This window comes from Paenibacillus glycanilyticus, assembly GCF_023715145.1.
Taxonomy (GTDB): Bacteria; Bacillota; Bacilli; order Paenibacillales; family Paenibacillaceae; genus Pristimantibacillus; species Pristimantibacillus glycanilyticus_A.
In genome coordinates this window covers 838,096-863,377 of sequence record NZ_JAMBNP010000001.1, presented here as the reverse complement: position 1 = coordinate 863,377, position 25,282 = coordinate 838,096, and the positions used below count along the sequence as shown (strand labels likewise).

The window sequence follows — 25,282 nt, the reverse complement described above, 5'->3', positions numbered from 1 at the left end:
TAACAATAAAACGAGTAAAATTAGCGATAAGACAAGCAATAGAAAGAGAATCGGCGATGTAAGCGGAGAATAGCGGCGAAATAGGTGGAAACAGCTGTGGATACCGATATGTAGTATAGTATAATAAGTAGTACACACAATATATGGTGCCCGACACATACAATAACAGGTGTGCATGCGATATAAGGGGACATGGGAGGAAGGACCAATCGGATGGTAATGACGCGGAAATTGGAAGGTCTTAGCGAGAAAATATTTTTGGACCGCTATGCTTGGAAGAATGCGGACACAAAGAACACGGCAGTAGGGGATGTTGTTCTGGTCCTGACAAAGGATGATCCGAAATTCCCGGCCAAGGAAGTTGGGGAAGTGATTGCCCGCAGCGGCGATGAAGTGACCGTGAAGCTGAGAAGCGGGGATACGGTAACGAGCAGCGTGGAGAAGCTCACGCTAACGATAGAGAAGACTCCGGAGGAAATGTGGGACCGTCTGGCAGGGGCAATGGCAGGAGCAGAGAAAGGCGAAGAGAAACGGCAGATCTGGACAGAACGCTTCCGTTACATTCTGGATGACTGGAAGCTGGTGCCGGGCGGCCGGATTGCCGCGGGAGCCGGTGCCAGTGAAGAGCTGACCTTGTTCAACTGTTATGTTATTCCGTCTCCTAAGGACAGCCGCGGCGGCATTATGACTACCTTGTCGGAAATGACGGAAATTATGGCCCGCGGGGGCGGTGTAGGGATTAACCTGTCGTCGCTGCGTCCTCGCCGCGCTATAGTAGCGGGCGTTAACGGATCTTCGAGCGGAGCAGTGTCCTGGGGAGGCCTGTTCAGCTATACAACGGGCTTGATCGAGCAGGGCGGAAGCCGAAGAGGCGCGCTGATGCTGATGATCAATGATTGGCATCCGGATGTTCTTGATTTTATTACCGTGAAGCAGACGATGGGACAAGTGACGAATGCCAACCTGTCGGTATGCGTAAGCAATGCCTTTATGAAAGCCGTGAAGGAAGATTTGGAGTGGGAGCTTGTGTTCCCGGATACGAAGGAAGAAGGCTATGACGATATTTGGACCGGCGATCTGGAAGCCTGGAAGAAGCTAGGCAAGAGGGTTATTCCTTATAAAACCGTTCGTGCGCGCGAAGTGTGGCATACGATTATCGAATCGGCATGGAAATCCGCAGAGCCTGGCGTCGTATTCATGGAATATTATAACCAGATGTCGAACAGCTGGTATTTCAACCCGATCATCTGCACGAATCCATGCGGCGAGCAAGGGCTGCCGGGCTGGGGTGTCTGCAACCTGTCCGCAATAAACCTGTCCAAATTCTATGACGAAACCAAGCATGACGTAGATTGGGAAGAGCTGTCGAAGGTAACGCAATGGTCCGTACGTTTCCTTGACAACGTAATCGATACAACTCCTTATCACTTTGAAGAAAACGAAAGGAATCAGAAGCTTGAGCGCCGCGTAGGACTTGGCTCGATGGGTCTTGCAGAATTGATGATCAAGCTTGGCATCCGCTACGGCAGCCCGGAATCGCTTCTGTTCCTCGATAAAATATATGGCTTTATGGCACGCGAAGCATATCTTGCTTCCGCCGAGATTGCTTCGGAGAAAGGTTCGTTTGAAGCGTTTGATGCGGAGAAATTCCTGCAAAGCGGCTTTATGAAGAACATGGTCTCGGAGTTCCCTGAAGTAGGCGAAGCGGTGCTTGCGAAAGGCATCCGTAACGTTACCGTTATTACGCAGGCGCCAACGGGCAGCACGGGCACGATGGTTGGTACTTCAACGGGCATCGAGCCCTACTTCGCCTTCGAATATTTCCGGCAAAGCCGGCTGGGCTTCGACAAGCAGCTGGTGCCAATCGCGCAAGAGTGGAAGGATGCGCATCCGGGCGAAGAGCTGCCGGATTACTTCGTAACCGCGATGAATTTGTCGGCGAAGGATCATATCCGCGTGCAAGCGGCGATTCAGCGCTGGGTAGACAGCTCGATCTCGAAGACAGCGAACTGTCCGAGCGACTTTACCGTGGAAGAAACCAAAGAGCTGTATGAGATGGCCTTTGATCTTGGCTGTAAAGGCGTAACGATTTATCGTGACGGCAGCCGTGACGTGCAGGTGTTGTCGACGAAGAAGGATGATGACAAGCCGGATACCGCGGCAGTTGAAGCGGCTGCGGCCGCGGAAGCGGTGAAAGAGGAAGACAAGGTTGCGTCGCTTAACACTACGCTGAATGCGAAAGTATCGCCGCAGGCGGAGCAGGACTTCGACAAGCAGTACAAACGCCGTCCGCAAATTTTGCGCGGGGCGACGTACAAGGTGAATACGCCGTTTGGCATGGCTTATATAACGATTAACGATCTGAACGGCATTCCGGGCGAGATCTTCCTGAACGTAGGCAAAGCCGGCTCTGACGTCTTTGCGATGGCGGAAGCGTTAGGCCGCGTATGCTCCTTGTTCCTCCGCTACGGCGACCATGGCAACAAGGTGAAGCTGCTGATCAAGCATCTTAAAGGCATTGGCGGCACTGGCGCCATCGGCTTTGGCGCGAATCGCGTTGAATCCATCGCGGATGCGGTAGCGAAAGCGCTGGAGATTCACATCGAGAGCACGAACGAGCAGGCGGCTGCCTACGAGCCGGTCAAAGCTGCTCCGGCATTGCCGACTGCTGCACCGGCAGTTGATGAGGCGCATAAGCACGGCGAGGTTACCTCTCGCGATCTTTGCCCATCCTGCGGATCGGCCTCGCTCATCAATGTGGAAGGCTGTAAGCAGTGCAGCAACTGCGGATATAGCAAATGTAATTAATAATTTATAAGAAAAACGGCAATGGTTCCGGGGGGTGGTCCCCCTGTTCCATTGCCGTTTTTTGCGGCTGCACATTTACAATGCCTTAATATATGCTTATATCATTGAAATCAAGCTAATTGAGAAATGACAGAGGTGCTGCATGGAAAAAAGATTCAAGTTATGGCGGAAGCCTATAAAATGCTGGCAGATAAAACACGCTTAACCATCTTGGCTCTATTAAAGGAACAGGAACTGTGCGTCTGCGACATTACCGATATCATCGTGATGTCCCAGCCTAATGCCAGCCAGCATCTTCGGAAGCTGAAGTCTGCCGGATTGTTAAATGAGATCGCAGGTGTTGTTGCGGTCCTGTTCATAGCAGCGGCGCGCCGAAGTCCGGCCATTCCTAAATGGAGGCTGGTTAAGGAGGCCTCGTGGGCCGTGTGATCTTCTCCATTGGGATGTACGTGGTTGTGTTTGGTCTTCGAAATGCGGGGCTGACGGATCAGCTCGGCAAAGTCATTCAATCCATTGCGGACCAGGGGCTGTATGCGTCCACGATCGGGATGGGCTTTCTATCCGCGGTATTATCTTCGGTTATGAACAATATGCCAAAAGCGACAGGTACGGAAGAAGAAATCACGGCTAAGTTCGCGGAAGTTCGTGATTCGATCAAGCACCGTATTGAGCAATTTTTGACAGAAGGCAAATAAGCAGACCGAATAGGCATCCACCAAGGTGGGTGCCTATTCTTCTTTAAGGCGCTTTTTCATGAATAACGAGATGGCAAACAACAGGGGAATATAGAGGAATAGGACATACTCCCCAACGCTTGAATAGAGATTGGTTACCATTTGCGCTTGTTCTTCATTCTTGGTGAAATACAGCAGGATCACGATGACTCCCATAAATATTTTCAAGCTTGTTCGCTGCTTTGTTTTTGTTGTTAGCTTCATGCTGTGGCAGGCGGCCCATAATCCTAGAGAGATAATGGCCAGAATTTTAACGATCCATATTGTAATTAACAAAGTCTCCATACGCTGCATAAGAGGATAATCCAGAGTTGAAAACAAGCTTAAGGTCGGCCAGGAAATCTGCTCGAGTTGGCCTTGACTGAAGTATACGATGGCATACATAGATAACAGCAAATATAACAAGCCGCACACCAACACTGCCCAATAAGCCCATCGCTTTGCTTTTTTTTGCTCCCTAATGAAAGGGTAGGCGATAAGCAGGATTTCGCATCTTGTAAATTCATGCGTCATTTGTTTGGAGGAGGTCGCGATTTCAGCTATTGGATGATTAAAAACCGGAAGGATATTATCCAAATGCAGTCGAGTGGCAACGGTTATCAGCTGAGGGATGATAAAAATAAAGATACTTATCGTTCCCCAGAGACATAACCCCGTAACCGACTGAAATCCACCCGATATGGCATAGTAAACAATAAGCAAAATAAATAGACCGATCGGCCAAGTAGTCGAGTGAGGGAAGACCCATACATGGATGATCTGAAGATAATTACGAAAGGCTACAAAAGAACCTATAACGAGATACAGGATCAGAATCAGATTGACAGCAGTACCCAGCGTTTTACCGAAATACCTGTTGTTGATCGATACAAGGTATGCTTGTTCCTGTTTCTGCCGGTTGAGAATAAAAAACATCATCCAGACCAACAAAGCGATATAAAGAGTAGCGATAATGACCGAGATCCATGCATCATGGCCAGCGCTAAATGCGATATCATGCTGAAAGCTCATCGTCCCCGAGCTAACTAAACTCACGTACATCACGAATAATAGATGCATGGGCGAAACGGAAAATTTATCGCTGACTACTCCATTCACGTATGCGAGTCCCCATTCTTTTTTATCTTTACTTTTGTGTGCCAGACTTCAAGATCTGAACGTTAGCAGTGACATTTGACTTCATGGAAGGATAAGCCGCATAAAACTCGGAAGCGCTCCAGCCTCGGACTTTGCCCCGGAAGAAGCTTCCAAACCCAACCGGATCTATCCCTGCCTTGCAGCAGAATCGAATGAATTGCTCCAATTCGTCGGAGATGTACTTCTCCAGCTTGGTTTGCAATAACGTCCCATCTGCTCCTGAATTCTGGTCAGGAATGCCTTTTAGAACAACCTTGGCCGTAAGCTTCACATCAACCGCATAGGACGGCTGCGTGCCGATCATGGTCGTTTTATTTTTAAAGGACGCTTTAGACGTGACGATCTGCATAAAAGCGAACGGTTCGCGTTTATTATTCACATCTTCCATAGGAAGCTCCAAGGTACCGTTTTTGCCGTTTTCGAGAAGCATCTTCAGCCATAACGCCTCTTTGTTTCCTTTATGTTGAACGAGTTTTCCGCCCGACCCGTCCTTAAACAGGACAATGCCATCGGACAGGGCGTTTTTGTCTTTATCCAATGAAAGATGCGGCAAAAAAACATCTCTTCCTTCATCATAGAAATTGTAAAGGATGGATTGTAAATCGCTATGAGGCAGATTCGCCTTGTCTGAATTCTGAAGAATCATATCCATTAGAAATAAGGGATCATGTGCCGGGATGGTTGCGGCTAACAGCTCGGCAGCTTTATTATTAGCAACAGCCAATTGCAGGTTACCTGAAATGGATACATCTTGGCCAAGAAATTTCAGAATGGGGCCAATATTCCGCTGAGCGTAATCCTCTCCAAAGACCATCATTCTCATTTGTCCGTATTCGATCGGGTTATTGGTCTTGAAATTAAGCAGCGGTATCATGTCATAGCTGTTATTGGATGTTGTTGTAAGGAGTTTGACTCTCGTTTTTTCTTTCTCGCTATAATCCCCAATAAGTATGCTGGTCAATACTTTTTGATCATCCATATCATAGCCGGCGGTCTGAACAAGCTCGATTTGATCGATCACCTGTTCATTGCCGCATGAAGCAAGAAGTAGGCTAAGAGCCGATATTAGCAAAGGAACTTTATAATTAACCCTGCATCCCAACTAATAGTCACTCCTCGTCGAAATCGCGTTTTACTTTTGCCTTTTTGGGCACATAACGGATGGTTGTAGCCGGTTTGAGAAAGCTTGGTCTTGAATTGATTTTCGAATAAGAGGATCGGACTAAGCTGTCCTTGAGATCCTTCGTTCGCAATGGAAAGAAGGGAACCGTATACGGATACCCCAAGGAACGGAGCTGGGATAAATGGATAATGATAATGGTCACGCCTAAAGCGATTCCTAAACTGCCCCAAATGGCAGCGAGAAAAATGATGGGGAATCTCAGAAACCGGATAGCATTAGACATCTTATAGATTGGAGTTACAAACGAAGCCAGGGCAGACAAAGAAACAATGATAATAAGAACATTGCTTGTTAAAGAGGCTTCAACGGCTGCTTGTCCTAAAATAATTCCTCCAACAATCCCAAGAGTCTGGCCGATACGGCTTGGAAGACGGGCTCCTGCCTCCCTTAAAAATTCGACGGTGATCTCCAGAAAGAGAGCTTCGACGAGCGGGGGGAAGGGAACGCTTTGCCTGGAATAGACCAGACGTCCAAGAAGCTCCTTCGGAATAATATCGTAATGGAACGTAATGATCGCGACGTACATGGCTGAAGCAAGCATGGAGAAGACAACTCCGAAAATCCGAATAGCTCGGAAAAAGGAGCCCAGCAGCCAAGGGGTATAGTAGTCCTCCGGTGATACAAAAAAGTCAAACAAGTTAGAGGGACCCGTAATAAAGTAAGGAGATCCGTCGCAAACCACGGCGACTTGTCCCAATATAAGAGAATACACTACCCGATCCCTGCGCTCGGTTGTTATAAACAACGGGAACGGGGTGAAAGAGTTGTCCGCAATAAGCTGATCCAATTGAGTCGTATCGAAGATAACGTCAAAATTAAGCGATTTTATGCGTTTTTCAATTTTGGCTACATTTTCTTGGTTTGCGGCTTCTTTAAGATACAGCAAGGAGACTCTTGTCTTCGACAAAGTCCCGACCGTAATTTCCTTGATGATCAAGTCTGGGCTGTTTAATTGCAGCCGAACAAGCTGCAGGTTATAGTCGACGTCTTCTACAAAGCCTACCTTTGGCCCAACGACGCTAAATTCCTCTTCGGTCTCATTGCTTGTCCGAAGGCCGTTTTTGCTGATTAACGGAACAAGCGCATTCAAATGAAGCTCTTTATCGTTATGCACGAGTAAAAAACCCTTCAATACGCCGGACTGAATGGTTTCCACTTCATCGGTTAGCTGAATTCCGTCTATGGGAATATGAGCGACTAGCTCTTCGATTCTTGTTAGAGAAGCAGATGGTTCCACTTCTTGAAGAGACTTTATGATGTGACTAAGCTTCGCTTTATCTACTAAGGTTTTATAATAAGACAGCTTAAAGGTAGTAGGCGCGGTAAGCATAAAAGAAAGATCAATCGTAATAAAATCGCTTGACTGACGGCATGCCGCAAGGAATTCATCAATCGTTGTTAGCTCATGTTGGCTGCTCTGCAAAGCTGTTCATTCCCATCATCCGGTTTGCTACTATTTTGGATGAATCCGCCTGTTATTATTCCTATAAGACAGTTGGTCTAAAGGAAAAAAAGGGTGTCTCCATAAGTCATAGGTGTTTTTTTCATGCGATGAGGATTGACATAAAGGGACATTCTAAAGTAAATTTAATCAGTGATTTAAACGCTGTTTAAAACGCTGTTTACACAAAAAGGAACGGAGTGATTCCATCGACAAAAGAGAAGATACTCGCCGCAACGATGGATTTGATTAAAGCCGAGGGACTGGATGGAGTAACTATCCGTAAAATTGCAGGTTTGGCAGGGACAAATGTGGCGCTCGTTAATTATTATTTCGGATCGAAGGAGAAGTTAATCAGTGAGACGCTTAAGCTTCAGCTGTACTCCTTCCGGGCCGCATTTCATGCATTTGACGAATTAGAGCTTCCGCCGCTTGAAAGGATCAAAAAGTTTTTACTGTTATATACGGCGTCCCTTCAGGAGCACCCGGAGTTAATTAAAAAGGTGCTTTTCCAGGATCAAATTTTTGAATCTCAAACGGAATATGCCTTGTTCCTCAAGAATCAAGGATTCGATAAACTGGGTTCCGCTTTAACCGAAATAACGGGCATTACAAGCAGAGATTCGATCCTGCTTATTCTTCAGCAAATGTTTGGAGCGATCCTAACCCCTATCATCAAAAGCAGCTTTAACCACAAGAACGAAGTGATGGATAAGGAAATCTATCACACAAATAGTTCCGTGGAGGAACAAATCGATTTGTTCTTGGATCATTATTTTTATAAATATACAACACGATGAAATGGAAAGAAGTGAATGAAACATGACAGCAAGAGCACAAACGAAACCAACAACAAACGATGGAGACGACTTTTCATTTAAAGCCATTCTCCCGCCGCTTATGGCTATTGTTGTAGGCATGATTATGGTTATTCTCGACAGTACCGTCGTCAATAATGCCATTCCGCATCTTGTAGAGTATTTCGATACGGACCTCAAGACCATTCAATGGACGGTTACGGGCTATACGCTAGCCTTATCAGCAGTCATCCCGCTTGCCGGCTGGTTGACGGATCGATTTGGCTCCAAGCAGATCTTTCTTTTGACAATCACACTTTTCACTCTCGGTTCTGTCTTGTGCGGCATTGCGCAAAGTCCGGAACAATTAATTATTTTCCGCGTCATTCAAGGCCTGGGCGGAGGCATGGTATCCCCAATCGGGATGGCGATGGTATTCAAGCTTGCTCCTCCTGAACGCCGCGGATCCATTATGGGCGTATTAGGTGTTCCAATGCTGATGGCGCCAGCTTTTGGCCCCGTATTATCGGGATGGCTGGTTGATTCGGTTAGCTGGCATTGGATCTTTATTATCAATTTGCCAATTGGCATTATTGCGTTTATTCTCGGTATCAGGTATTTGCCTAAGTCCGATCGTCAGAAAGCTCCTCATCTGGACGTTATCGGCATGTGTCTTGCTCCAATTGCTTTCGCTATGCTGGCTTATGGCGTCAGCGAAGGGGGCACAAGCTGGACTTCGACTTCTACGATCACGGGCTTGTTGGTCGGCGGAATTGCCTTGATTGCATTTATATTCGTGGAGCTTAGACAGAAGCAGCCGCTTCTCGAGCTGAAGGTATTCAAATCTTCGGATTTCACCCGCAGCATTATCTTGACGTGGATTGTACAGCTCGCTTTGTTTGGCGCGATGCTGATCGTTCCTCTGTATCTTCAAGGCGTCAAGCATTATACGGCTCTTGAAACGGGTTGGATTCTGATGCCGCAAGCGATTTGCGCGGGTATCGGCATGCCGATCAGCGGCAGGCTGTTTGATAAAATCGGTGCGAGACCGCTTGCTTTCGTTGGTTTGGCCGTCGTCTCAACCGCGCTGTTTATCTTATCCGGCGTAACGGTGGATACCAGCTTGACGGTTATTATCGTGTCGATTTGCATGATGGGATTAGGCATGGGCTTCTCCATGATGCCGCTTAATACTCATGTGCTGAACTCGGCGCCTCGCCGTTTGGTGAGCCGGGTCACGCCACTCACAACAGCCGCGCAGCAAGTAGTCGTGTCGTTTGCGGTTGCCGGACTTACCGGGTACCTGACTTCCCAAATTACTTCCCATTCTGCAGGTGCCGGCGAAGGAGCTAATCCGCTTACCGCCGTAGTGGCGGGATATGGAGATACCTTCTTCCTGTCGGCTTGTATTGCGGCAGCTGGCGTTGCCCTTTCGCTCATCCTGCGCAAACCGAAGCTGAAGGAAGAAGATCAGCATACGGGTGATGCTCCAGATCCATCCATGATGATGGGTCATTAAAGAAAACAATAAAAAATGGCTGCGCAGATGAACAAGTCTGTTGCAGCCATTTTTTTTATATGTTATTAGGGGCTGTTGGAGGCTTACTCTTCACCTGGCTTGCCGGCTTCTTCGGTGAATATCGCCAGGTATTTGACTTGCTCGGATATCGGAATGACCAGATGTTCCTCGAGGGAGTTGAAGTACATGCCGTCTCCCGCGTTCATTTCATATTCCGTGCTTCCGACCTTATATTTCATTTGACCGGCTAATACATAAATAAATTCCTGTCCTTCATGGGAGAATACATGGCTTTTCACTTCCCCGCGCTCGGCAACAAACACATAAGGCTGCATCAATTTGTCCCGTCTGCCGGATGCGAAGGCAAAGAAGGAATACCCTTTATCCGTCTTGATCCATTTCTCGGGATCCCGGTAGTCTGAAGCCGGGGTGTGGACCGTTCCGTTGCTAGGCGACGGCTCAAGCAGATCCGATACCTTTACGCCAAGCGCGGAGGCAATTTTCATAAGCGTAGCGACGGCGGGCATCGTGCTGCCGTTTTCGATTTTGGAGAGCATGCTTTTCGTAAAGCCGCAGGAAGCGGACACTTCGTCTTGCGTCCGCTTCTGTTCTTTGCGGATTAATCGGATTCTCTTGCCCAATTCCATAGGTATCCCTCGCGTTATCCAGTTTACTCTGTACTACAACTTTACCGATACTTGCGTTAAAACGCCAGCCATTTCAACGAAAAATATAGATTGCCGGATGGAAGGGAATGGCTTATAATCAAGTTGTTATTCAACCATGTTGAATTATGATAAAATACGTTGAATGGGGTGGAGTGCGTTGAAGAAATTTAAAGTCGGTCTTGTTGGGGCAGGCGGAGTCTCTGAATTGCACCTGGAAGGCTACAAGGCAAACCCGGAACGTGTGGCCATTACGGCAATCTGTGATCCGAATGCGGAGGTTCTCTTCTCCCGCACAGAAAAATACGGAATCGAACAACGATTTACGGATTTGAATGATTTTATTCAAAACAGCGGCGTTGATGCTGCCGTCGTGTGTACGCCTACCTCCATTCGAAAGCAAGTCGTTATTCCGCTGCTGGAAGCGGGAATACCTTTGCTCGTTGAAAAACCGTTCTCCGATACATTAAGCGACGCTGCTGCCATTACGGAAAAAGCAAAGCAGCTGAACGTCCCCGTGGCCGTTAACCAGAACTTCAGACGCCATTATCCATTTGAGATCGTCAAAAACATGGTTGCTGAGCAAACGATTGGCAAAGTGACGATGATTATATTTAACGAAATGTTCTTCCGTCAGGATTCGGGCTGGAGACTAGATCAAGAGAGGCATGCCTTGTCGGTTATGGGCATTCACTGGTTTGACGGCTTCAGACAAGTGTTAGGCTGTGAAGCAGAGTCCGTTGCGTGCATCATGAATTCCTCAGACGCAGTCAGCTGCAAAGGCGAAACGGATGCGACCGTTCAGCTAAGATTTGAAAACGGTTCCATCGTAACCTATACGCAAAGCTTCTCTTCGCGGATTAGCCGGACCGAAATGATCGTAATCGGCGAGAAGGGGACGGTAAGATGCAATCATAACCGGGTTGAATTGTCCTTGCCGGGAGATCAGCAGCCTTCGCGCGTGTGGGAGAACCAATATTCCCGCGAACAAAACAGTCTCGATAACCTGGAACAGCTGCTGTCATGGGTTGAGACGGGTACAATCGCAAGCAACAGTGCGGAAGATAATTTGAAGACGGTCGCAATGCTCGACGCCGCCTACCGTTCAGCGGCCGATTCGCAAATCGTAAGGCTTAACAGCGGAATTAAGATATGAGGATCAAATATGCTTTTTCAAGACCCACTTCCTCCGAAGAAGAGCGTGATCAACTCTTTCGCGAATATGGCATGGCCGGTTATGACGGCCTGCAGCTAAAAGCCGGACAATATGCGCCTTATCTCCATCAGCCAGAGCGGTTTATGGAGGAGTGGGGGCATAGAGAAGGGATCGGGGCTGCTCTTATTGCCGGCGGGAATGTGGATGAGCACGGGAGTAAGCAGTTAAGAGAGCTGTTCCGCTTCGGGCAGAGGATCGGATCCGAACGGATTGTATTCTGCCATGGGGTGTCGCGCAGCAAGGTAACAAGGGAAGATATTCGAAGGTTTGCTGAGCAGCTATCGGAGCTTGGCATAGAAGCGCAGCAATATGGCTTAAAGCTCTCGCTTCATCATCATTACGACCAGCCCGTGATGCACAGGGAGGATTTCGATATCTTCTTCGACGGGGTGCAGCCGGGGAGCGTAGGATTAACGGTGGATACGGCACATTTGGTCAAATCCGGTATTCATGATATAGCAGAGTTGATCAGAGCTTATGCATCCGTCATCGATAACTTTCATATGAAGGATTTTGCGGCAGGAGAGTGGCAGATCCTCGGTCGTGGAGAGATCGATTTTGGCCCGATTTTCCAAGCCATTCTGGATACGGGCTACCGCGGGTGGATCTCGGCGGATGAGGAAAGCGGCGGGGAGATTGCAGAAGGATTAACCGAGTGTATGAGCTTCTTAAAGCAAGGTTTGCAGTCAATGAAGTAAAGGGAGGACGAATATGGCGACAATCTCGGATTTGCGCAAGGAAGCCAGCGGCCGTATCCTTCCGATGGATTGGGGCAAGATCCATTGGTTATGTGGTCAAGACATTGATCCGGAGGCGGAGATGACCTTCGGAATGGTCTATATTGAAGCCGGGCAAGCTAACGGAAGACATATTCATCCCAATTGCGAGGAGCTTATCTTCGTATTATCCGGTGAATGCGATCACACCCTTGGCGATGAGGTATTCCACCTGGAGCCGGGAATGATGCTGCGCATCCCTAGGGGCGTTCCGCATAATGCGACGGTTACAAGCTGGGAGCCTTGCCGGATGATTATTGCTTACTCGGCACCGGACCGTCAGACAATCGGGGAATAGACGAAATGAAAGAAGACAGGTACCTTTTACCGGTTCCTGTCTTTTTTTCTTTTTATAGAATCATCTTAAATGAATCAGGGGTTCATGCTCTGCTTGGAAAGGGAACAATTTCTGCGCGGTTTCGATAAAGGCTTTTACCGCTATGGTGCAGTCCTCCACGGGACCGGAGGCGATGTGAATATCCCGGTAAGCCGCCGGCGAGATCCGCTTCAGCAGGATGCCGGGAGGAAGGTCGAGCAAGGACAGCTCGGACATAACCGCTAAGCCTTCGCCTGCAAGAATCATTTGGAGGGCGGTTCTGTAGTTGTAGAGAATGTATTTGATTTGGGGCTGTTCCCCTGCACTTTCAAACCACTGAAGGACGGGAGGCTCGTAACCGGCTTTGCAGATCAGCATCGGCTCTTCCCGTAAATCCTCCGGACTGATGATACTCTTTGCGTGTAACGGATGATCTTCTCTCATGACCGCATAAATGCCTTCCCGGTAAAGAGGGTAGGAATGAAGGGTTTTATCCGATGGTATGAGCAGCCCCACATCAATTTCCCGGTTATCCAGCCACTGGTGTATATCGGCAATGGTTCCTTCCACAATGCTGAATTCAAGCTTTGGATACTGCTGCTTGATATGGCTGATGAGCTTCGGAACAAAATAGGACGCGGCAACCGGGAAAGCGCCGATCCGGACGCTGCCGGTTTCCATTCCTTGTTCGCTGGCGATTTCCTGATCAATCTTGTCATACCCTTGAAGAATTTCCCGGTAGATCCGGACAATCCGCTCCCCAACCGGCGTGAGGGCGACTCCGAGACGCCGGTCTCTAATAAGCAGCATTACACCCAGCTCGCGCTCCAGCGTGGTAACCGCGCGGCTGACGGCTGGCTGTGTCATATTCATTTTCTCTCCGGCGGCTGTAAAGCTCCGTGTCTCCGATATCGCGACAATCAATTGAAGAAGTGATTTGCTCATACCAAATTTAATATCTCCTTCATCACTTATATTCATTTTATTTATGATAAAGTTTATTGTAACATGATTATAGACCAAGAGAAAGAATGATTTGAGTGGGGAGAGGTGTTCCATTATGAAAACAAAAGCATGGTTATTTCTAGTGCTGGCCAATTTGTTCTGGGCGGGGAATTTGATCTTTGGCAAGTCGGTCACGGCTGATTTCCCTCCAATCTGGGTCTCCTTCCTGCGCTGGGCAATTGCTGCGGTCGTCTTAATTCCGATGGCCCAGCTGGTGGAGAAGCCAAATTGGCTGAAAGTATGGAGAAACAATTGGGGACTGTTGTTATTCTTGGCGCTGGTGGGCGTAGTATTCTATACGCTGCTGACTTATACGGCACTCCAGCACACCTCGTCGACAAACGGCAGTCTGATCAACAGCTTAACTCCGGCGGTTATGATCGTCTTGTCTCTGCTGTTCCTGAAGGACAAAATCTCGGTATGGCAGGGAGCGGGGCTTGTATTATCTTTCCTCGGCGTGCTGACGGTATTAACGAAGGGACATCTGCTTGGCGTGTTCAGCACGCATTATAACGAAGGAGACGGCATTTTGCTTATAGCGGTATTCTTGTGGGCAATCTATTCCATTATCAGCAAAAGAGCGCAGCATCTGCCTCCGATTACGTTCGTAGCCTTTACGGCCTTTATTGGCGTCATTTGCCTTATTCCGCTGCTGTTTACGCAGCCTTTGCATATCGAACGCATTTCCGAGCTTGGCGTAACAGGCGTTTTATATTTGGGCTTGTTCCCTTCCATAGGCTCCTTCTTGTTCTGGAACCAAGGGGTCAAGGTGCTAGGGCCGGGCAAAGCCAGCATTACCATGAATCTGATGCCTATCTTCACGGCGATTTTGTCCGTGCTGACCGGACAGGAACTGCTGGTCACCCAGGTTATTGGCGGCGTAATCGTCATTGCGGGAATGCTGCTGTCGGCTAACCTCATGGCCAGGGGTGGAAGAGCCAGAACGAAACCGGTGGGGAAAGAACATACTGGCGTGATTTAAAGATGATTTGGAAAAAGGACAGCTCCGAAGCCAGCGGCTTTTGGATCTGTCCTTTATTTAGTTGGTCATCGAATTGGCCATTTGGATGACGTATCTTTTCAAGCAAGGAATTCAATTGGATAGGTTTCGTCACCATTTATACGTTTATTCATAGATTTATCAATGAATTAAGAAACGAACGATAGGCTGATTACGTAATAGATTCTAGTTAAAAATTCAGAAAGGAAGTGAAGTAGTGAAACAATCCGTTCGAACATGGTTCCGCTGGATCAGCTATTTGGAAGGTGCATCATTCCTGATCCTGCTTGGCATTGCGATGCCTTTGAAATATATGTTCGATACTCCGGAGGCTGTAGCGGTTACGGGCGGCATTCATGGTTTCTTGTTTTCAATCTATTTAATTGCTATCGTAGTCATGGCTATTCTATTCAGATGGAAGATTATGCGTATAGCGGGGGCGGTTCTTGCAGCCTTCCTGCCGTTTGGACCATTTGTTCTGGAGCGCAGATTAAAAGCAGAAGGCTAGATTCGGTTTCTGTCAGCGATTTATATCAAATGCCGGCTTCTCTCCAAGCTTTTTTGGGCAGAGGCCGGTTTTTGTAATTTTAACGACAAATACATATTGCTTTTTAATAATCATTTATTGCTAAACGATAAATACCGTGTTAATATCTAGTTGGTTACAAGAGGTATTAAATATAAAGGAGACTATCAATGAGCAGCGAACCTGTAATCAGTCTGCAAAATGTAACGAAGCGGGTAGGGAGAAAAACCATCATCGACAATTTAACCTTTGATGTGCCGCAGGGTGAAATTTTTGGTTTCCTTGGCCCAAACGGCGCCGGCAAAACGACAACCATCCGCATGATCGTTGGACTAATAGCTATGACGAATGGCCAAATTCTGATCAAAGGGAAAAATATTAAAACCGAATTCGAACAAGCGATACGCCACGTTGGCGCCATTGTGGAAAATCCGGAAATGTACAAGTATCTGACCGGATACCATAACCTTATCCATTACGCACGCATGGTGCCGGGCGTAACCAAGGAACGGATTGATGAAGTTGTTTCCCTGGTGAAGCTGGAGAACCGTATTCATGAGAAAGTGCGGAAGTACTCGCTCGGCATGCGCCAGCGCCTCGGCGTTGCACAGGCCTTGCTGCATAGGCCATCCCTGCTTATTCTTGATGAGCCTACCAATGGTCTTGATCCTGAGGGGATTCGCGAGCTGCGGGATTATTTGCGCTATCTGACCCGGACGGAAGGAATAACGGTAGTCGTCTCCAGCCATCTGTTGTCCGAGATGGAGCTGATGTGCGACCGGGTCGCCATCTTGCAGCGGGGCAAGCTGATAGATGTAAAGCCAATTGAATATTTTACAAAGGGCAGCGACACGTTCCAAACGTATCGGATTGAAGCTCAAATGCCGGAGCAGGCCATTAAAGGCATTCGGCAGATGGCTGGGGTGCAGGAAATCAAAATCTCCGAAGACGGGCTCATAGAGGTTACAACCGAAAGGGAACAGATCCCGGATATTCTGGAGGAGCTCATGCGGAACCATATTCGCATCTATGGCGTACAGATGGTCCGGCGTTCTCTGGAAGATGGATTCTTGGAATTAACGGGAGGTGGGCAGATTGGTTAATCTGGTGCTTAATGAGAACATGAAGATTTTCCGGAGGGCACGGACTTGGATTCTGATCGCTCTTATGGCCGCTTTCGTTATTTTTGGCAACTTTGTTATGTGGAACGAAAACAAGAGTGCGCAAGGCGAAGGCTGGCAGACGGAATTAACGCAGCAGAAAGAGATGTGGAACGATCGGCTGAAGAATTCTTCTCCGGACGATGAGAGCCAGACGTATTATAAGGAACAGATTGAGGTTATCGATTACCACTTGGAGCATAATATCCGCTCGGAACAAGGTACGATGTGGAATGGAATAAACGAATCGGCGGGCCTTGGGATTTTGATTACGATCTTTACGATCATTATCGCCGGAGATATCGTGGCTGCCGAATTTGCAACCGGCACCATTAAGCTGCTGCTTATTCGTCCGGCCAACCGGTTAAAGATTCTCCTATCCAAGTATATCGCCATGCTGTTGTTTGGTTTGGTCTTATTGTTTACCCTGTTTGTTGTATCCGTCTTGATGAATGGCATATTATACGGCTTTAAAGACATAGGCCTGCCGTTGGTCAGCATGATTAATGGGCATATTGTTGAACAAAATATGGTGCTTAATCTCTGGAAAACGTACATGCTTAACGGTATTGCAACCGTCATGTATGTTACCATTGCGTTTATGATTTCGTCTGTTTTCCGCAGCAGCGCCATGTCGATCGGGTTTTCCATCGGAATTCTGTTTGCGGGCAATATTCTTCTGGAGGCACTGCACCGATATGAGTGGAGCAAATACCTCTTGTTTGCCAATACGGATCTGACCCAGTATCTGGACGGAAGACCGTTTCAGGACGGAATGACGCTTTCCTTCTCCATCGGAGTGCTGGTCGTTTACTTCCTGGCATTTAACTTGATTTCCTGGCTGATGTTCACGCGGAGAGACGTAACGGCTTAAAGAAAAGGATAACTTCTATAGAAAAGGCCATCATCCGGGCGAGTCCCGGTCTGATGGCCTGTTTCTATTAGCGTCTTAATCCCATCATATTGCCGGAGGTGTATCTTCTTAAACCTCGGTAGAAGAGCAGGATTCCTCCCGCGCATAAACCTGCCGCCATGCCCACGGCGCCGTACAGGAAAGGCATGTCAATCTCCCGGATAAGCGAAACGGGCATGCTGCTGATAAAGCCCGCAGGAATGACCGTGAACAAGACAAGCCGGCCAAAGCCTTTGAATATAGCCGTCGGATAAGTTGCAAACACGAGCAGCGCATTAAAGAGCTGAAAGCTTAATCCCTCCGTGTTGCCGAGCCAGAAGGAGAGACAACCGGCAATCACGCAGAAGAAAATAAAGATCATGCTTGAAATAAGCAGAGCAGCCGCGAATTTAACGATCCCAACCGGAGAGACATCGCCAAATCCAATAAAGATGAAGAGGGCAAACAGCAGATCGCCTATCGCGCTCACCGACATGCGGCTGATCAGTACGTTCAGCAGCACCGGCTTAGGCTGAGCCAGGTAAACATCAAGCTGTCCGGTGGCAATCAGATTGGCAAGACGCGTGGCGTTGCCAAAGAAGACGCTCATGATTCCAAAGCCTCCTGACGCCGCTGCCCACATCATCATGACATCTTGAAGTGTCCAGCCATTAAGCACCGGGAAGCGTTTGAAATACATGCCCCAGAATATGATCCACACGATGTTATTCACAATCATGGTTCCCACCGTCAAGAGGAAGCTGAAACGGAATTCCATGGCACCCGCTAAGTTAAGCCTCCAGCTCGCCGTTACGAACCGGAGCAGGCGTCGAAGCTTGCCCGGCTGGTCATGCCCGGATATGCCTGTATACGATTCATCCGCCGTTAACATTAAGCTTTCGCACTCCTTTCCGATACAAGAGCCACACCATCAGCCCAATAAGGACAACCCAGAGCCACTGTGTGGCAATCGCCCCGGTAATCTCCCCAAGATGCATGCCAACTGCCGTACGGGCCGGAAAATAAACGACGGTCTGGAAAGGCAGCCATTGACCAATACGCTGCAGGCTTTCCGGAAACAGCTCCAGCGGCATCAGCATTCCGCCGATGGTAAACAAAATTTTGTTATACACGAATTCAAGTCCGCGGGTTTCTTCCACCCAAAAAGCGCTGAGGGCAACCAGCATGCCAAGCATAAAATTGACGGTGAATCCGCCAATCGCCATAATCGGAAGCCAAGCGAGACCAACACCGACAGGCAGAGGACCCACAAGCAGCAAACCAATCGCAGAGCCAAGAATCAAGTTGATGGCATAACGGATGGCCACCTCGCTCATATACTCGGCATAATGGAAGGCAAGGAAGCTGACCGGCCGAATGAGCTTGAAGGCAACGTCGCCGCTTTTGACTTCCTCTTCGATCCGGGTGCTAAGGCTTGGAGTCGCGAGTACCATCGATTCGGTAAAAACGAGATACCACATCATCTGTTTAAAGGTATAGCCGTTTATCGTGGAGGTTCCTTCGCCCGCAAACGTCGATTGCCATAATTGCATGAAAATGTATAAGATCAGCAGCAGAAACACGGACCGTACCATAAAATCAAAAACGTAGGCCAGCTGATTGCGAAGCGTAATTTTACCGATAAACACATATTTGGCCGGCTTGGAGAGACTGATCACGTGACCGCCTCCTTTGCGACAAACGTCCCGTACATCCGGGTAATAATATCCTCCATCGGAGGATCCTGCACGGTCACATCGACGATACGATGGCTGGCCATCAAGGCGGACAAAACGGATTCAATGGTCGTAAGTCCGGTGTCGACGCTCAGCGTGAGCCTGGAGCCGCTGCTGCTCAAGACAGCAACGCCTTCAAGCACAAGATTTCCGGGGTCATCCTCGAGCACAAGCTGCACCGTCTTATGGGTCAGGAATTGCTGCTTCATGATCTCTACCTGTCCGTTAAACACAAGTCCTCCATGATTAATGACGATCGCACGGTCGCACAGCTTCTCGACATCGCCGGCATCATGAGAAGTAAGGAAGATCGTGGTGCCTTCCTCGCGGTTCATCTCCAGAATCAGCTCGCGGATCCGCTGTTTGACGACGGCATCCAGACCAATGGTAGGCTCATCGAGGAACAACGCCTGCGGGCGATGGATCAGGGAAGCGGCGATCTCGCAGCGCATCCGTTCGCCCAGAGACAGCTTCCGCACGGGAGTGTTCAAATAAGGTCCAAGCTCGAAGCGCTCGATCAGATTGTCGCGCCGCTGCTTGTAATCCTCCCGGCGGAGCTCATAAATCCGGCTCATGAGCTCAAAGGTGTCAATTGGCGGAAGATGGTACCACAGCTGCGATTTCTGGCCGAATACGGAGCCGATCCGGTATGCAAGCTTTGACCGTTCTGTCCATGGGCAGCAACCCAATACCTCCGCCGTACCGGAGGAAGGATGGAGGATACCGGTCAGCATTTTGATGGTGGTCGACTTGCCGGCACCGTTAGGTCCAAGGAAAGCAACGGTCTCTCCCTGTTCAACGGTGAACGTAATGCCTTCTACAGCCGCCTTGTTCGCATATTGCGGACGAAACAGAGATTTCAGGCTGCCAGCCAGACCCTCCTGCTTCTTCTTTACTTGAAATATCTTCTCCAGCCGATCAACCTGAATGGACCTCACTTTACACACCCCTTTATGATTTACCCTGCAAAAAGGGAAAAGACCTCCAGCCAGTCTCGCCCGTTCGTGCAGGCGGAACTTTCCGAAGGTCTTTTATTCCTCACGGTGTAGCTTGGCGCCTAACGCGCAAGCCGGCTTCGCTTGGTTCGCCATCCTGATGGAGTCGGATCCCTAGAAGCCCTTCCGAAAAACGTTTTTCCACATATTAACATGATATGTTAGGTGTGGCAACACCTTTTTTCTTCCGTTTTTTCTTCTGCCCAGCATTGCCACAACGCTCTATCATGACTAAGATTAGGAGAATGGGAAGGGGATCGCTTAAATCATGTGGATTATATTTTCGGTGCTTGCTGCCTTATGTTTTGGCTTAAGAGGGATTTTGTATCATTATACGAGCCAGCTTCCTCTAAGCCGGACGGTTCTCCTGTGCGGCGTGTTTTCAATGGGAGCGGTCATATGCGGCGTAACGGCTGTCGTGTCCGGACAGCCGTGGACGGTTTCGGCTCTTGTCGGAATCCAGATGGGCGTATTCTCGTTTGTGGCAAATGCCAGCATGTTCAAGGGTTTTGCCGTAGGAAAAGCATCGCTTGTCGCGATCCTGACAGCTCTTCCGGCCGTCTTGGTTGTGATGGGGGCTTACATCCTGTGGGGAGAGGCGCTCAAATATACCCAGCTGGCCGCTTTTGTTGTCATTGTGATGGGGATTCTGCTCGTACGCTACTCGAATGATCTGTCGCTGAAAAATCTTCAAGGGGCGCAGTGGGGTCTCTTGTCGCTCGTTATGTTCGCCTGCAATGACTTGTCCGGCTCGTGGTCAACAAAGCTCGAAGCGCCGTTGTTCCCGACGCTGTTCTTTATGTTTACCTCAGGTACCGCGTGTTATGGCATATGGTGGCTGAAGGACCGTCTTGCGAGCAGTAGACATGGATTGGCTGCCGCAACGGCAGGCGTATCTGCAACGGCTGAGGTATCGGTCTCCGCGAAAACCTGGAGCGAGCGCCGTACCTTCCTGACAGGCATGCTGGTTGGAACAACAAACGCGGTTGGCATGATGATGATTGTAACGGCCTTTGACCTTGGCAAGGCGGGACTTGTGTCTGCCGTAACCGCCTTGAATGTCTTGATTGTTCTGCTCTATACCCGGTTTGTGGTGAAAGAGAGGTTCACGCGCCTTGAGGTGACCGGAATGACATGCGCATTTGCGGGAATTCTCTTCCTGAGGCTGGTCGCGTAATGAAATAAAGCGGAAGCCGTTCAGATCTTATTCAATCTGTTCCTTCTATAAAAACGAAAAGCGCCGTCCGGGTTCGCAGGAAGGCGCTTTTTCTGCTTTGTTGGAGAATGAACTGTTAATTGATTGAAAATTCTAACTTGACAGCATGAACTAACGCGTATACATTCGTATACATAGAGTGAATTGTATACGAATGTATACATAGATATAAGGAGGCATAAACAGACATATGCGTAACGGTCAAGGACACCGGGGTAAGCATCCGTTTAAAGAGGAATGCAGGAATCGGGATGGAGGCAAGGCGCAAACATTCCGGCGCGGCAGAGCGCTTGCTTTTCTCGAGAAGCTTACGGTTACCCGTTCCACCTTGCAGCGTCAACTGGACGATCCGGCCTTTGAAGCCATTAAACCGGTCATCAGCGGCGAGTTGAAGGCAACGGAAGCTATTATGGAAGAGTTTATTCATGTATTTCAGCTTCACGAGCTGCCCGAGGAAGAGATTCCTTCCGAAGAAGCTACGGCTCTGGAAGAGAGCAGCTCCGAATCCATTAATGGAAGTGATGAGTCTTGAAGTCAGAAGGTGTCTTAAAGCCGTATTTCAAGCAGACCTGGCATATTTATCTCGCATCGGTAACCCTTCACGCGGCTGCCAGCATCATATTTGCTTATTTTCCAAAGGTGCTTGGCGATTTCACGGATAAGCTGAAGTCGGGACAGCTGGGTTCTCATGATGTCGTTCACTTCAGCGTGGTGCTTGTCCTGATTGGAGCGGGATATGCCTTGCTCGGCGGATATGGCCAGTACTTGGTCATGTACGTGGGCCGATTATTCGAGTATATGACCCGTCGCCGCCTGTTTACCCATTTCTCCGGTTTGAGCGAGCATTATTATTCAAAGAATGGCGTAGGCAAAATGCTCAACTACTTCATGAACGATGTGACCGGCGTGCGGGAATCCATCTCCATGGGCATTAACCAGACGGCCATGGCTACGATGCTGTTGATCTCCTGCGTAGGGGCCATGATTCTTAGCGATATTCCGCTGTATCTTATTGCTGCCTCTGTAGGCCCGTTGATTTTTATTCCATGGATCGTCATCAAGATTGGTCCGGTTATCCGTCAGCGTTCCCGCAAAGTGCAAGAGGCGCTGGGCACGATGACGGAATCCGCGGAGGAGCAGTTTGGCGGCGTTCGCGTTACGAAGAAGTTTGCCGTGGAATCCATTATGATCAAGCGGTTCAGCTCCAAGGTAGATCAGATCAAGACCAATCAGCTGTCTCTCGTTCGCATCAGCTCCCTGTTCCAGGCGATTGTGCCGTTCCTTGGCAACTTATCGCTTATTGTATCCCTGGCTTATGGCGGTTATTTGACGATCAAAGGCGATATTACGCTTGGGAATTTCGTTGCCCTAACGTTGTATGTACGGATGCTGATGAACCCGCTGCAGCAAATTGGCAACGTTATCAATACGGTGCAGCGTTCGCGTGCGTCCTTGCAGCGGCTGAATGAACTGATCGCCGTGCAGCCGGATATTGTGGAAGCGGACAATGCAAGGACGGTTAATCTCGCTTCCAGCCCAATCCGCCTATCGGATCTGACGTTTACTTATCCCGATGCTCCGCAGCCCGCGCTGAAACATATCAATCTTGCTATTCAGCCCGGAATGACGCTTGGCATTGTGGGACGGACGGGCAGCGGCAAAACAACGCTTGTCAAGCAGCTGCTGCGGGTATATGAGCCGCCGGTTCAATCGATTCAAATCGGCAATACCGATATCCGGGAGGTTACCCTGGAGAGTCTTCGCAGCCAGATCGCTTATGTGCCGCAGGACGGCTTTCTCTTCAGCACGACGGTAGGCGAGAATATTGCTTTTGGCAGACGGAAAGCCGGGCAAGGAGAGATTCATTCGGCAGCCCGGCAGGCAAGGATTTATGACAATATTACCGAGTTCCCGGAAGGCTTCGAGACGAGGCTGGGGGAAAGAGGGGTTACCTTATCCGGCGGTCAGCGGCAGCGAACAAGTCTCGCGCGCGGCTTCATTATGCAAGCCCCGCTCATGATTCTGGATGACAGCGTCAGCGCCGTTGACGCGGTAACCGAATCCGAGATCGTGCACACCATTCAGCAGGAGCGTCAAGGAAAAACAACGATTATTATTGCGCACCGGCTTAGCGCTTTGAAGCATGCCGATCTCATTATCGTATTGGATGAAGGAAAAATTGTTCAGCGTGGCAAGCACGATCAGCTGCTTGCGGAACCGGGGCCTTATGCCGAGCTCCATGCGATTCAAGAGGAGGGAAGCCAATATGCCGACGGCCGTTAACAATTGGCAGACGGATCAGAAGGCGGGGAATGGCAAGCAGCCCAAGCCGGAATACAAGTCAGCTTTTCGCATACTGAAGTCGTATATAAACCCGCACCGAAAGACCTTTACTCTGGTTACCATCTGTACCATTATCGCTATTGCTTCAGAGCTGTTCCAGCCTTATCTTGTAAAGATCGCAATCGACGACAACCTGATGGCCGGCAAGAATGATTACAGCAGTTTAATTGTGATCTGCGCGATTTACCTTGGTTTATCCATCTCAAGCCTGTTCTTTACGTATTTGCAAAATAACCTGCTGCAGGATGCGGGGCAAAGCATTGTATCCCGTATCCGCAAACAGCTGTTTGAACATATTACGAGGCTGTCGATGTCCTATTTCGATAAAACGTCCAGCGGCAGTCTAATTACCCATGTATCCAGTGATACGGAGGCGGTTAACCAGTTCTTTAACCAGGTGTTGTTGACCCTTCTGAGGGATGGTCTTACGCTAATCTCCATTCTGGTGATGATGTTTTATCTGGATACTACGCTGGGGCTGTATTGCTTGCTGCTTCTTCCGATCATCGCGCTTATCGCAATCGGCTTCCGGTCCTTTATGCGCACGACTTATCAAATGGCACGGACGCGCCTGTCCCGTCTCGTTGCCTTTGTTGCCGAGAATCTGGCAGGCATGAGTCTCATTCAGGTTTTCCATCAGCAAAAGGCGCAGGGAGAGTTGTACAAGGAGCGGAATGAGGATTATTTCAAGGCAAATGTCAGAGAGATCCGCACGGCCGTAACGTTTAACCGGACGTTTGATCTGCTGGGCAACTTGACCATTGCTTTTGTGGTCTGGACCGGGGGGAAAGCCGTGCTTGGCGATACGATGGAATTTGGCGTGCTGTATGCTTTCATTACATACATCCGTCAGTTCTTCCAGCCCATCAATGCCATTACGCAGCAGTGGAATACCCTGCAGTCCGCAACCGTAGCCGTCAACCGCATCTGGGGGATTCTCGATGTCGAGCCTGAAATTAAAGATGCGGCAAAGCCTGTTAAAATTAACCATGATGCGATCAAGGGACGCGTAGATTTTAATCGCATCTCGTTCAGCTATGGGAACGGTACGCCGATCTTCCGCGGACTTGATCTCCATATCAATCCCGGCGAAATGGTCGGGATCGTAGGGACGACCGGAGCGGGCAAAAGCTCGCTGATGAGCTTGTTATGCCGGTTCTACGATGTGAACGAAGGCAGCGTTCAAATTGACGGTAACGATGTCCGCCACATTCCGCAGGCGGAGCTGCACCGAATTGTTGGTTTGGTTCAGCAGGAGCCGTATTTGTATGCCGGAAGCATTATCGACAATGTCCGGATGTTTGACGAGTCGATCTCCCGCGAAGACGTGGTTCGCGCCTGCGAGTTTGTAGGGGCGGATCAATTGGTCAGCCGGATGGCGGAGGGCTATGATACGAGATTATCCGAAAAAGGCAGCGGGTTATCCGCCGGCGAGCGGCAGCTGATCTCTTTTGCCCGGATTATCGTATTCCGCCCGAAAATTCTGATCCTGGATGAAGCTACAGCCAACCTGGATTCGCAGACGGAGCAGCTGATTCAACGCGCGCTGCAGGTCGTCTCCGAGGGCAGAACAACGATTGTCATCGCCCATCGCTTGTCGACAATTATGCAAGCGGACCGGATTATCGTGCTTAGCCACGGATCCATTGTGGAGTCGGGAACGCATGCGGAGCTTATCGAGCTGCAAGGCGTGTACGAGGAGCTGTACCGCCATTCGCAAGGCGAGGCGGCAGCGGCATCAGAAGCGGAATCTGCTAATGAATCTGCAGCTGCACCCGAAGCGCACACTATTCGATAGACTTAAGAAGAACAAAGCT

22 protein-coding genes and 2 pseudogenes are annotated in these 25,282 nt (G+C 49.1%); 16 read left to right on the top strand and 8 right to left on the bottom strand.

The window, feature by feature from the left end; translation table 11 throughout:
- The first annotated feature begins 213 nt into the window (after window positions 1-213).
- From M3194_RS04060 to M3194_RS04050, 3 genes and pseudogenes are all read left to right on the top strand, one after another.
- Window positions 214-2,808: an adenosylcobalamin-dependent ribonucleoside-diphosphate reductase gene (locus M3194_RS04060; RefSeq protein ID WP_251651738.1), complete on the top strand. Its 2,595-nt coding sequence runs from the start codon at window positions 214-216 to the stop codon at window positions 2,806-2,808.
- Window positions 2,809-2,934: 126 nt separating this feature from the next.
- Window positions 2,935-3,126: pseudogene (locus M3194_RS04055) on the top strand (ArsR/SmtB family transcription factor); the annotation flags it as partial.
- A 12-nt stretch (window positions 3,127-3,138) separates the two neighbouring features.
- Window positions 3,139-3,404, top strand: a pseudogene (locus M3194_RS04050) (ArsB/NhaD family transporter); the annotation flags it as partial.
- Between the two features lie 132 nt (window positions 3,405-3,536).
- Here M3194_RS04050 and M3194_RS04045 read toward each other — a convergent pair.
- From M3194_RS04045 to M3194_RS04035, 3 genes are all read right to left on the bottom strand, one after another.
- Window positions 3,537-4,640 carry a GerAB/ArcD/ProY family transporter gene (locus tag M3194_RS04045; protein ID WP_251651737.1) on the bottom strand — a complete coding sequence of 368 codons (1,104 nt, stop codon included), beginning with the start codon at window positions 4,638-4,640 and terminating at the stop codon, window positions 3,537-3,539.
- 28 nt (window positions 4,641-4,668) lie between these two features.
- Window positions 4,669-5,700: a Ger(x)C family spore germination protein gene (locus M3194_RS31435; RefSeq protein WP_251651735.1), complete on the bottom strand. Its 1,032-nt coding sequence runs from the start codon at window positions 5,698-5,700 to the stop codon at window positions 4,669-4,671.
- A gap of 88 nt (window positions 5,701-5,788) precedes the next feature.
- The gene (locus tag M3194_RS04035) at window positions 5,789-7,285 is read right to left on the bottom strand and encodes a spore germination protein (RefSeq protein ID WP_251651734.1); all 1,497 of its coding nucleotides are present in this window, start codon (window positions 7,283-7,285) and stop codon (window positions 5,789-5,791) included.
- A 218-nt stretch (window positions 7,286-7,503) separates the two neighbouring features.
- Between M3194_RS04035 and M3194_RS04030 the strand changes: the two genes are divergently transcribed.
- Together M3194_RS04030 and M3194_RS04025 are read left to right on the top strand one after the other, a co-directional pair.
- Window positions 7,504-8,103, top strand: a complete 600-nt coding sequence (locus M3194_RS04030) for a TetR/AcrR family transcriptional regulator (RefSeq protein WP_251651732.1) — start codon at window positions 7,504-7,506, stop codon at window positions 8,101-8,103.
- Between the two features lie 22 nt (window positions 8,104-8,125).
- Window positions 8,126-9,619, top strand: coding sequence for an MDR family MFS transporter (locus M3194_RS04025; protein ID WP_251651731.1), 1,494 nt, complete (start codon window positions 8,126-8,128; stop codon window positions 9,617-9,619).
- Between the two features lie 83 nt (window positions 9,620-9,702).
- On the opposite strand, the gene M3194_RS04020 is transcribed toward M3194_RS04025, so the two are convergent.
- Window positions 9,703-10,266 carry a helix-turn-helix domain-containing protein gene (locus tag M3194_RS04020; protein WP_251651730.1) on the bottom strand — a complete coding sequence of 188 codons (564 nt, stop codon included), beginning with the start codon at window positions 10,264-10,266 and terminating at the stop codon, window positions 9,703-9,705.
- 178 nt (window positions 10,267-10,444) lie between these two features.
- Between M3194_RS04020 and M3194_RS04015 the strand changes: the two genes are divergently transcribed.
- The 3 genes from M3194_RS04015 to M3194_RS04005 are packed head-to-tail and all read left to right on the top strand — an operon-like array spanning window position 10,445 to window position 12,574.
- Window positions 10,445-11,440: a Gfo/Idh/MocA family protein gene (locus tag M3194_RS04015; protein WP_251651728.1), complete on the top strand. Its 996-nt coding sequence runs from the start codon at window positions 10,445-10,447 to the stop codon at window positions 11,438-11,440.
- Window positions 11,437-12,198, top strand: coding sequence for a sugar phosphate isomerase/epimerase family protein (locus M3194_RS04010; protein WP_251651726.1), 762 nt, complete (start codon window positions 11,437-11,439; stop codon window positions 12,196-12,198). The genes M3194_RS04015 and M3194_RS04010 overlap by 4 nt, the downstream gene beginning before the upstream one ends.
- Before the next feature lie 13 nt (window positions 12,199-12,211).
- Window positions 12,212-12,574 carry a cupin domain-containing protein gene (locus M3194_RS04005; RefSeq protein WP_251651725.1) on the top strand — a complete coding sequence of 121 codons (363 nt, stop codon included), beginning with the start codon at window positions 12,212-12,214 and terminating at the stop codon, window positions 12,572-12,574.
- Between the two features lie 60 nt (window positions 12,575-12,634).
- Here the strand turns inward: M3194_RS04005 and M3194_RS04000 are convergent, their stop codons facing one another.
- Window positions 12,635-13,537 (bottom strand): LysR family transcriptional regulator, encoded by a 903-nt coding sequence (locus tag M3194_RS04000; RefSeq protein WP_251651723.1) that lies wholly within the window; start codon window positions 13,535-13,537, stop codon window positions 12,635-12,637.
- A 115-nt stretch (window positions 13,538-13,652) separates the two neighbouring features.
- Here M3194_RS04000 and M3194_RS03995 point away from each other — a divergent pair, with 115 nt between their 5' ends.
- The 4 genes from M3194_RS03995 to M3194_RS03980 all read left to right on the top strand — a co-directional run bounded on the left by M3194_RS03995 (window position 13,653) and on the right by M3194_RS03980 (window position 17,157).
- On the top strand, window positions 13,653-14,579 hold the full coding sequence (locus M3194_RS03995; RefSeq protein WP_251651722.1) for a DMT family transporter: 927 nt from the start codon (window positions 13,653-13,655) through the stop codon (window positions 14,577-14,579).
- Window positions 14,580-14,814: 235 nt separating this feature from the next.
- Window positions 14,815-15,105, top strand: a complete 291-nt coding sequence (locus M3194_RS03990; protein ID WP_251651721.1) for a DUF3817 domain-containing protein — start codon at window positions 14,815-14,817, stop codon at window positions 15,103-15,105.
- 188 nt (window positions 15,106-15,293) lie between these two features.
- Window positions 15,294-16,226, top strand: a complete 933-nt coding sequence (locus M3194_RS03985; protein WP_251651720.1) for an ABC transporter ATP-binding protein — start codon at window positions 15,294-15,296, stop codon at window positions 16,224-16,226.
- Complete coding sequence (locus M3194_RS03980; RefSeq protein WP_251651719.1) at window positions 16,219-17,157, top strand: ABC transporter permease; 939 nt, start codon at window positions 16,219-16,221, stop codon at window positions 17,155-17,157. The genes M3194_RS03985 and M3194_RS03980 overlap by 8 nt, the downstream gene beginning before the upstream one ends.
- Window positions 17,158-17,224: 67 nt before the next feature.
- On the opposite strand, the gene M3194_RS03975 is transcribed toward M3194_RS03980, so the two are convergent.
- From M3194_RS03975 to M3194_RS03965, 3 genes are read right to left on the bottom strand one after another with little or no spacing between them, the layout of a single operon-like run.
- Complete coding sequence (locus tag M3194_RS03975) at window positions 17,225-18,067, bottom strand: ABC transporter permease (RefSeq protein ID WP_251651718.1); 843 nt, start codon at window positions 18,065-18,067, stop codon at window positions 17,225-17,227.
- Window positions 18,051-18,854 (bottom strand): ABC transporter permease, encoded by an 804-nt coding sequence (locus M3194_RS03970; RefSeq protein WP_251651717.1) that lies wholly within the window; start codon window positions 18,852-18,854, stop codon window positions 18,051-18,053. The genes M3194_RS03975 and M3194_RS03970 overlap by 17 nt, the downstream gene beginning before the upstream one ends.
- Window positions 18,851-19,849, bottom strand: coding sequence for an ABC transporter ATP-binding protein (locus tag M3194_RS03965; RefSeq protein ID WP_251651716.1), 999 nt, complete (start codon window positions 19,847-19,849; stop codon window positions 18,851-18,853). Before M3194_RS03965 ends, M3194_RS03970 begins: the two co-directional genes overlap by 4 nt.
- A 325-nt stretch (window positions 19,850-20,174) precedes the next feature.
- Between M3194_RS03965 and M3194_RS03960 the strand changes: the two genes are divergently transcribed.
- The 4 genes from M3194_RS03960 (at window position 20,175) to M3194_RS03945 (ending at window position 25,263) form a co-directional block, all read left to right on the top strand.
- The gene (locus tag M3194_RS03960; protein WP_251651715.1) at window positions 20,175-21,083 is read left to right on the top strand and encodes an EamA family transporter; all 909 of its coding nucleotides are present in this window, start codon (window positions 20,175-20,177) and stop codon (window positions 21,081-21,083) included.
- Between the two features lie 229 nt (window positions 21,084-21,312).
- Complete coding sequence (locus tag M3194_RS03955; protein WP_251651714.1) at window positions 21,313-21,654, top strand: hypothetical protein; 342 nt, start codon at window positions 21,313-21,315, stop codon at window positions 21,652-21,654.
- The gene (locus tag M3194_RS03950; RefSeq protein WP_251651713.1) at window positions 21,651-23,405 is read left to right on the top strand and encodes an ABC transporter ATP-binding protein; all 1,755 of its coding nucleotides are present in this window, start codon (window positions 21,651-21,653) and stop codon (window positions 23,403-23,405) included. Before M3194_RS03955 ends, M3194_RS03950 begins: the two co-directional genes overlap by 4 nt.
- Window positions 23,389-25,263 (top strand): ABC transporter ATP-binding protein, encoded by a 1,875-nt coding sequence (locus tag M3194_RS03945; RefSeq protein ID WP_251651712.1) that lies wholly within the window; start codon window positions 23,389-23,391, stop codon window positions 25,261-25,263. The genes M3194_RS03950 and M3194_RS03945 overlap by 17 nt, the downstream gene beginning before the upstream one ends.
- Window positions 25,264-25,282 lie beyond the last annotated feature (19 nt).

Excerpts from the sequence above, each read along its gene's own strand:
- M3194_RS04025 (WP_251651731.1), top strand. The coding sequence starts at position 8,126 with ATGACAGCAAGAGCACAAACGAAACCAACAACAAACGATGGAGACGAC.
- M3194_RS03975 (WP_251651718.1), bottom strand. The coding sequence starts at position 18,067 with ATGTTAACGGCGGATGAATCGTATACAGGCATATCCGGGCATGACCAG.
- M3194_RS03955 (WP_251651714.1), top strand. The coding sequence starts at position 21,313 with ATGCGTAACGGTCAAGGACACCGGGGTAAGCATCCGTTTAAAGAGGAA.
- M3194_RS03985 (WP_251651720.1), top strand. The coding sequence starts at position 15,294 with ATGAGCAGCGAACCTGTAATCAGTCTGCAAAATGTAACGAAGCGGGTA.
- M3194_RS03995 (WP_251651722.1), top strand. The coding sequence starts at position 13,653 with ATGAAAACAAAAGCATGGTTATTTCTAGTGCTGGCCAATTTGTTCTGG.
- M3194_RS04060 (WP_251651738.1), top strand. The coding sequence starts at position 214 with ATGGTAATGACGCGGAAATTGGAAGGTCTTAGCGAGAAAATATTTTTG.
- M3194_RS04000 (WP_251651723.1), bottom strand. The coding sequence starts at position 13,537 with ATGAGCAAATCACTTCTTCAATTGATTGTCGCGATATCGGAGACACGG.
- M3194_RS04005 (WP_251651725.1), top strand. The coding sequence starts at position 12,212 with ATGGCGACAATCTCGGATTTGCGCAAGGAAGCCAGCGGCCGTATCCTT.
- M3194_RS04010 (WP_251651726.1), top strand. The coding sequence starts at position 11,437 with ATGAGGATCAAATATGCTTTTTCAAGACCCACTTCCTCCGAAGAAGAG.
- M3194_RS04020 (WP_251651730.1), bottom strand. The coding sequence starts at position 10,266 with ATGGAATTGGGCAAGAGAATCCGATTAATCCGCAAAGAACAGAAGCGG.
- M3194_RS03945 (WP_251651712.1), top strand. The coding sequence starts at position 23,389 with ATGCCGACGGCCGTTAACAATTGGCAGACGGATCAGAAGGCGGGGAAT.
- M3194_RS03960 (WP_251651715.1), top strand. The coding sequence starts at position 20,175 with ATGTGGATTATATTTTCGGTGCTTGCTGCCTTATGTTTTGGCTTAAGA.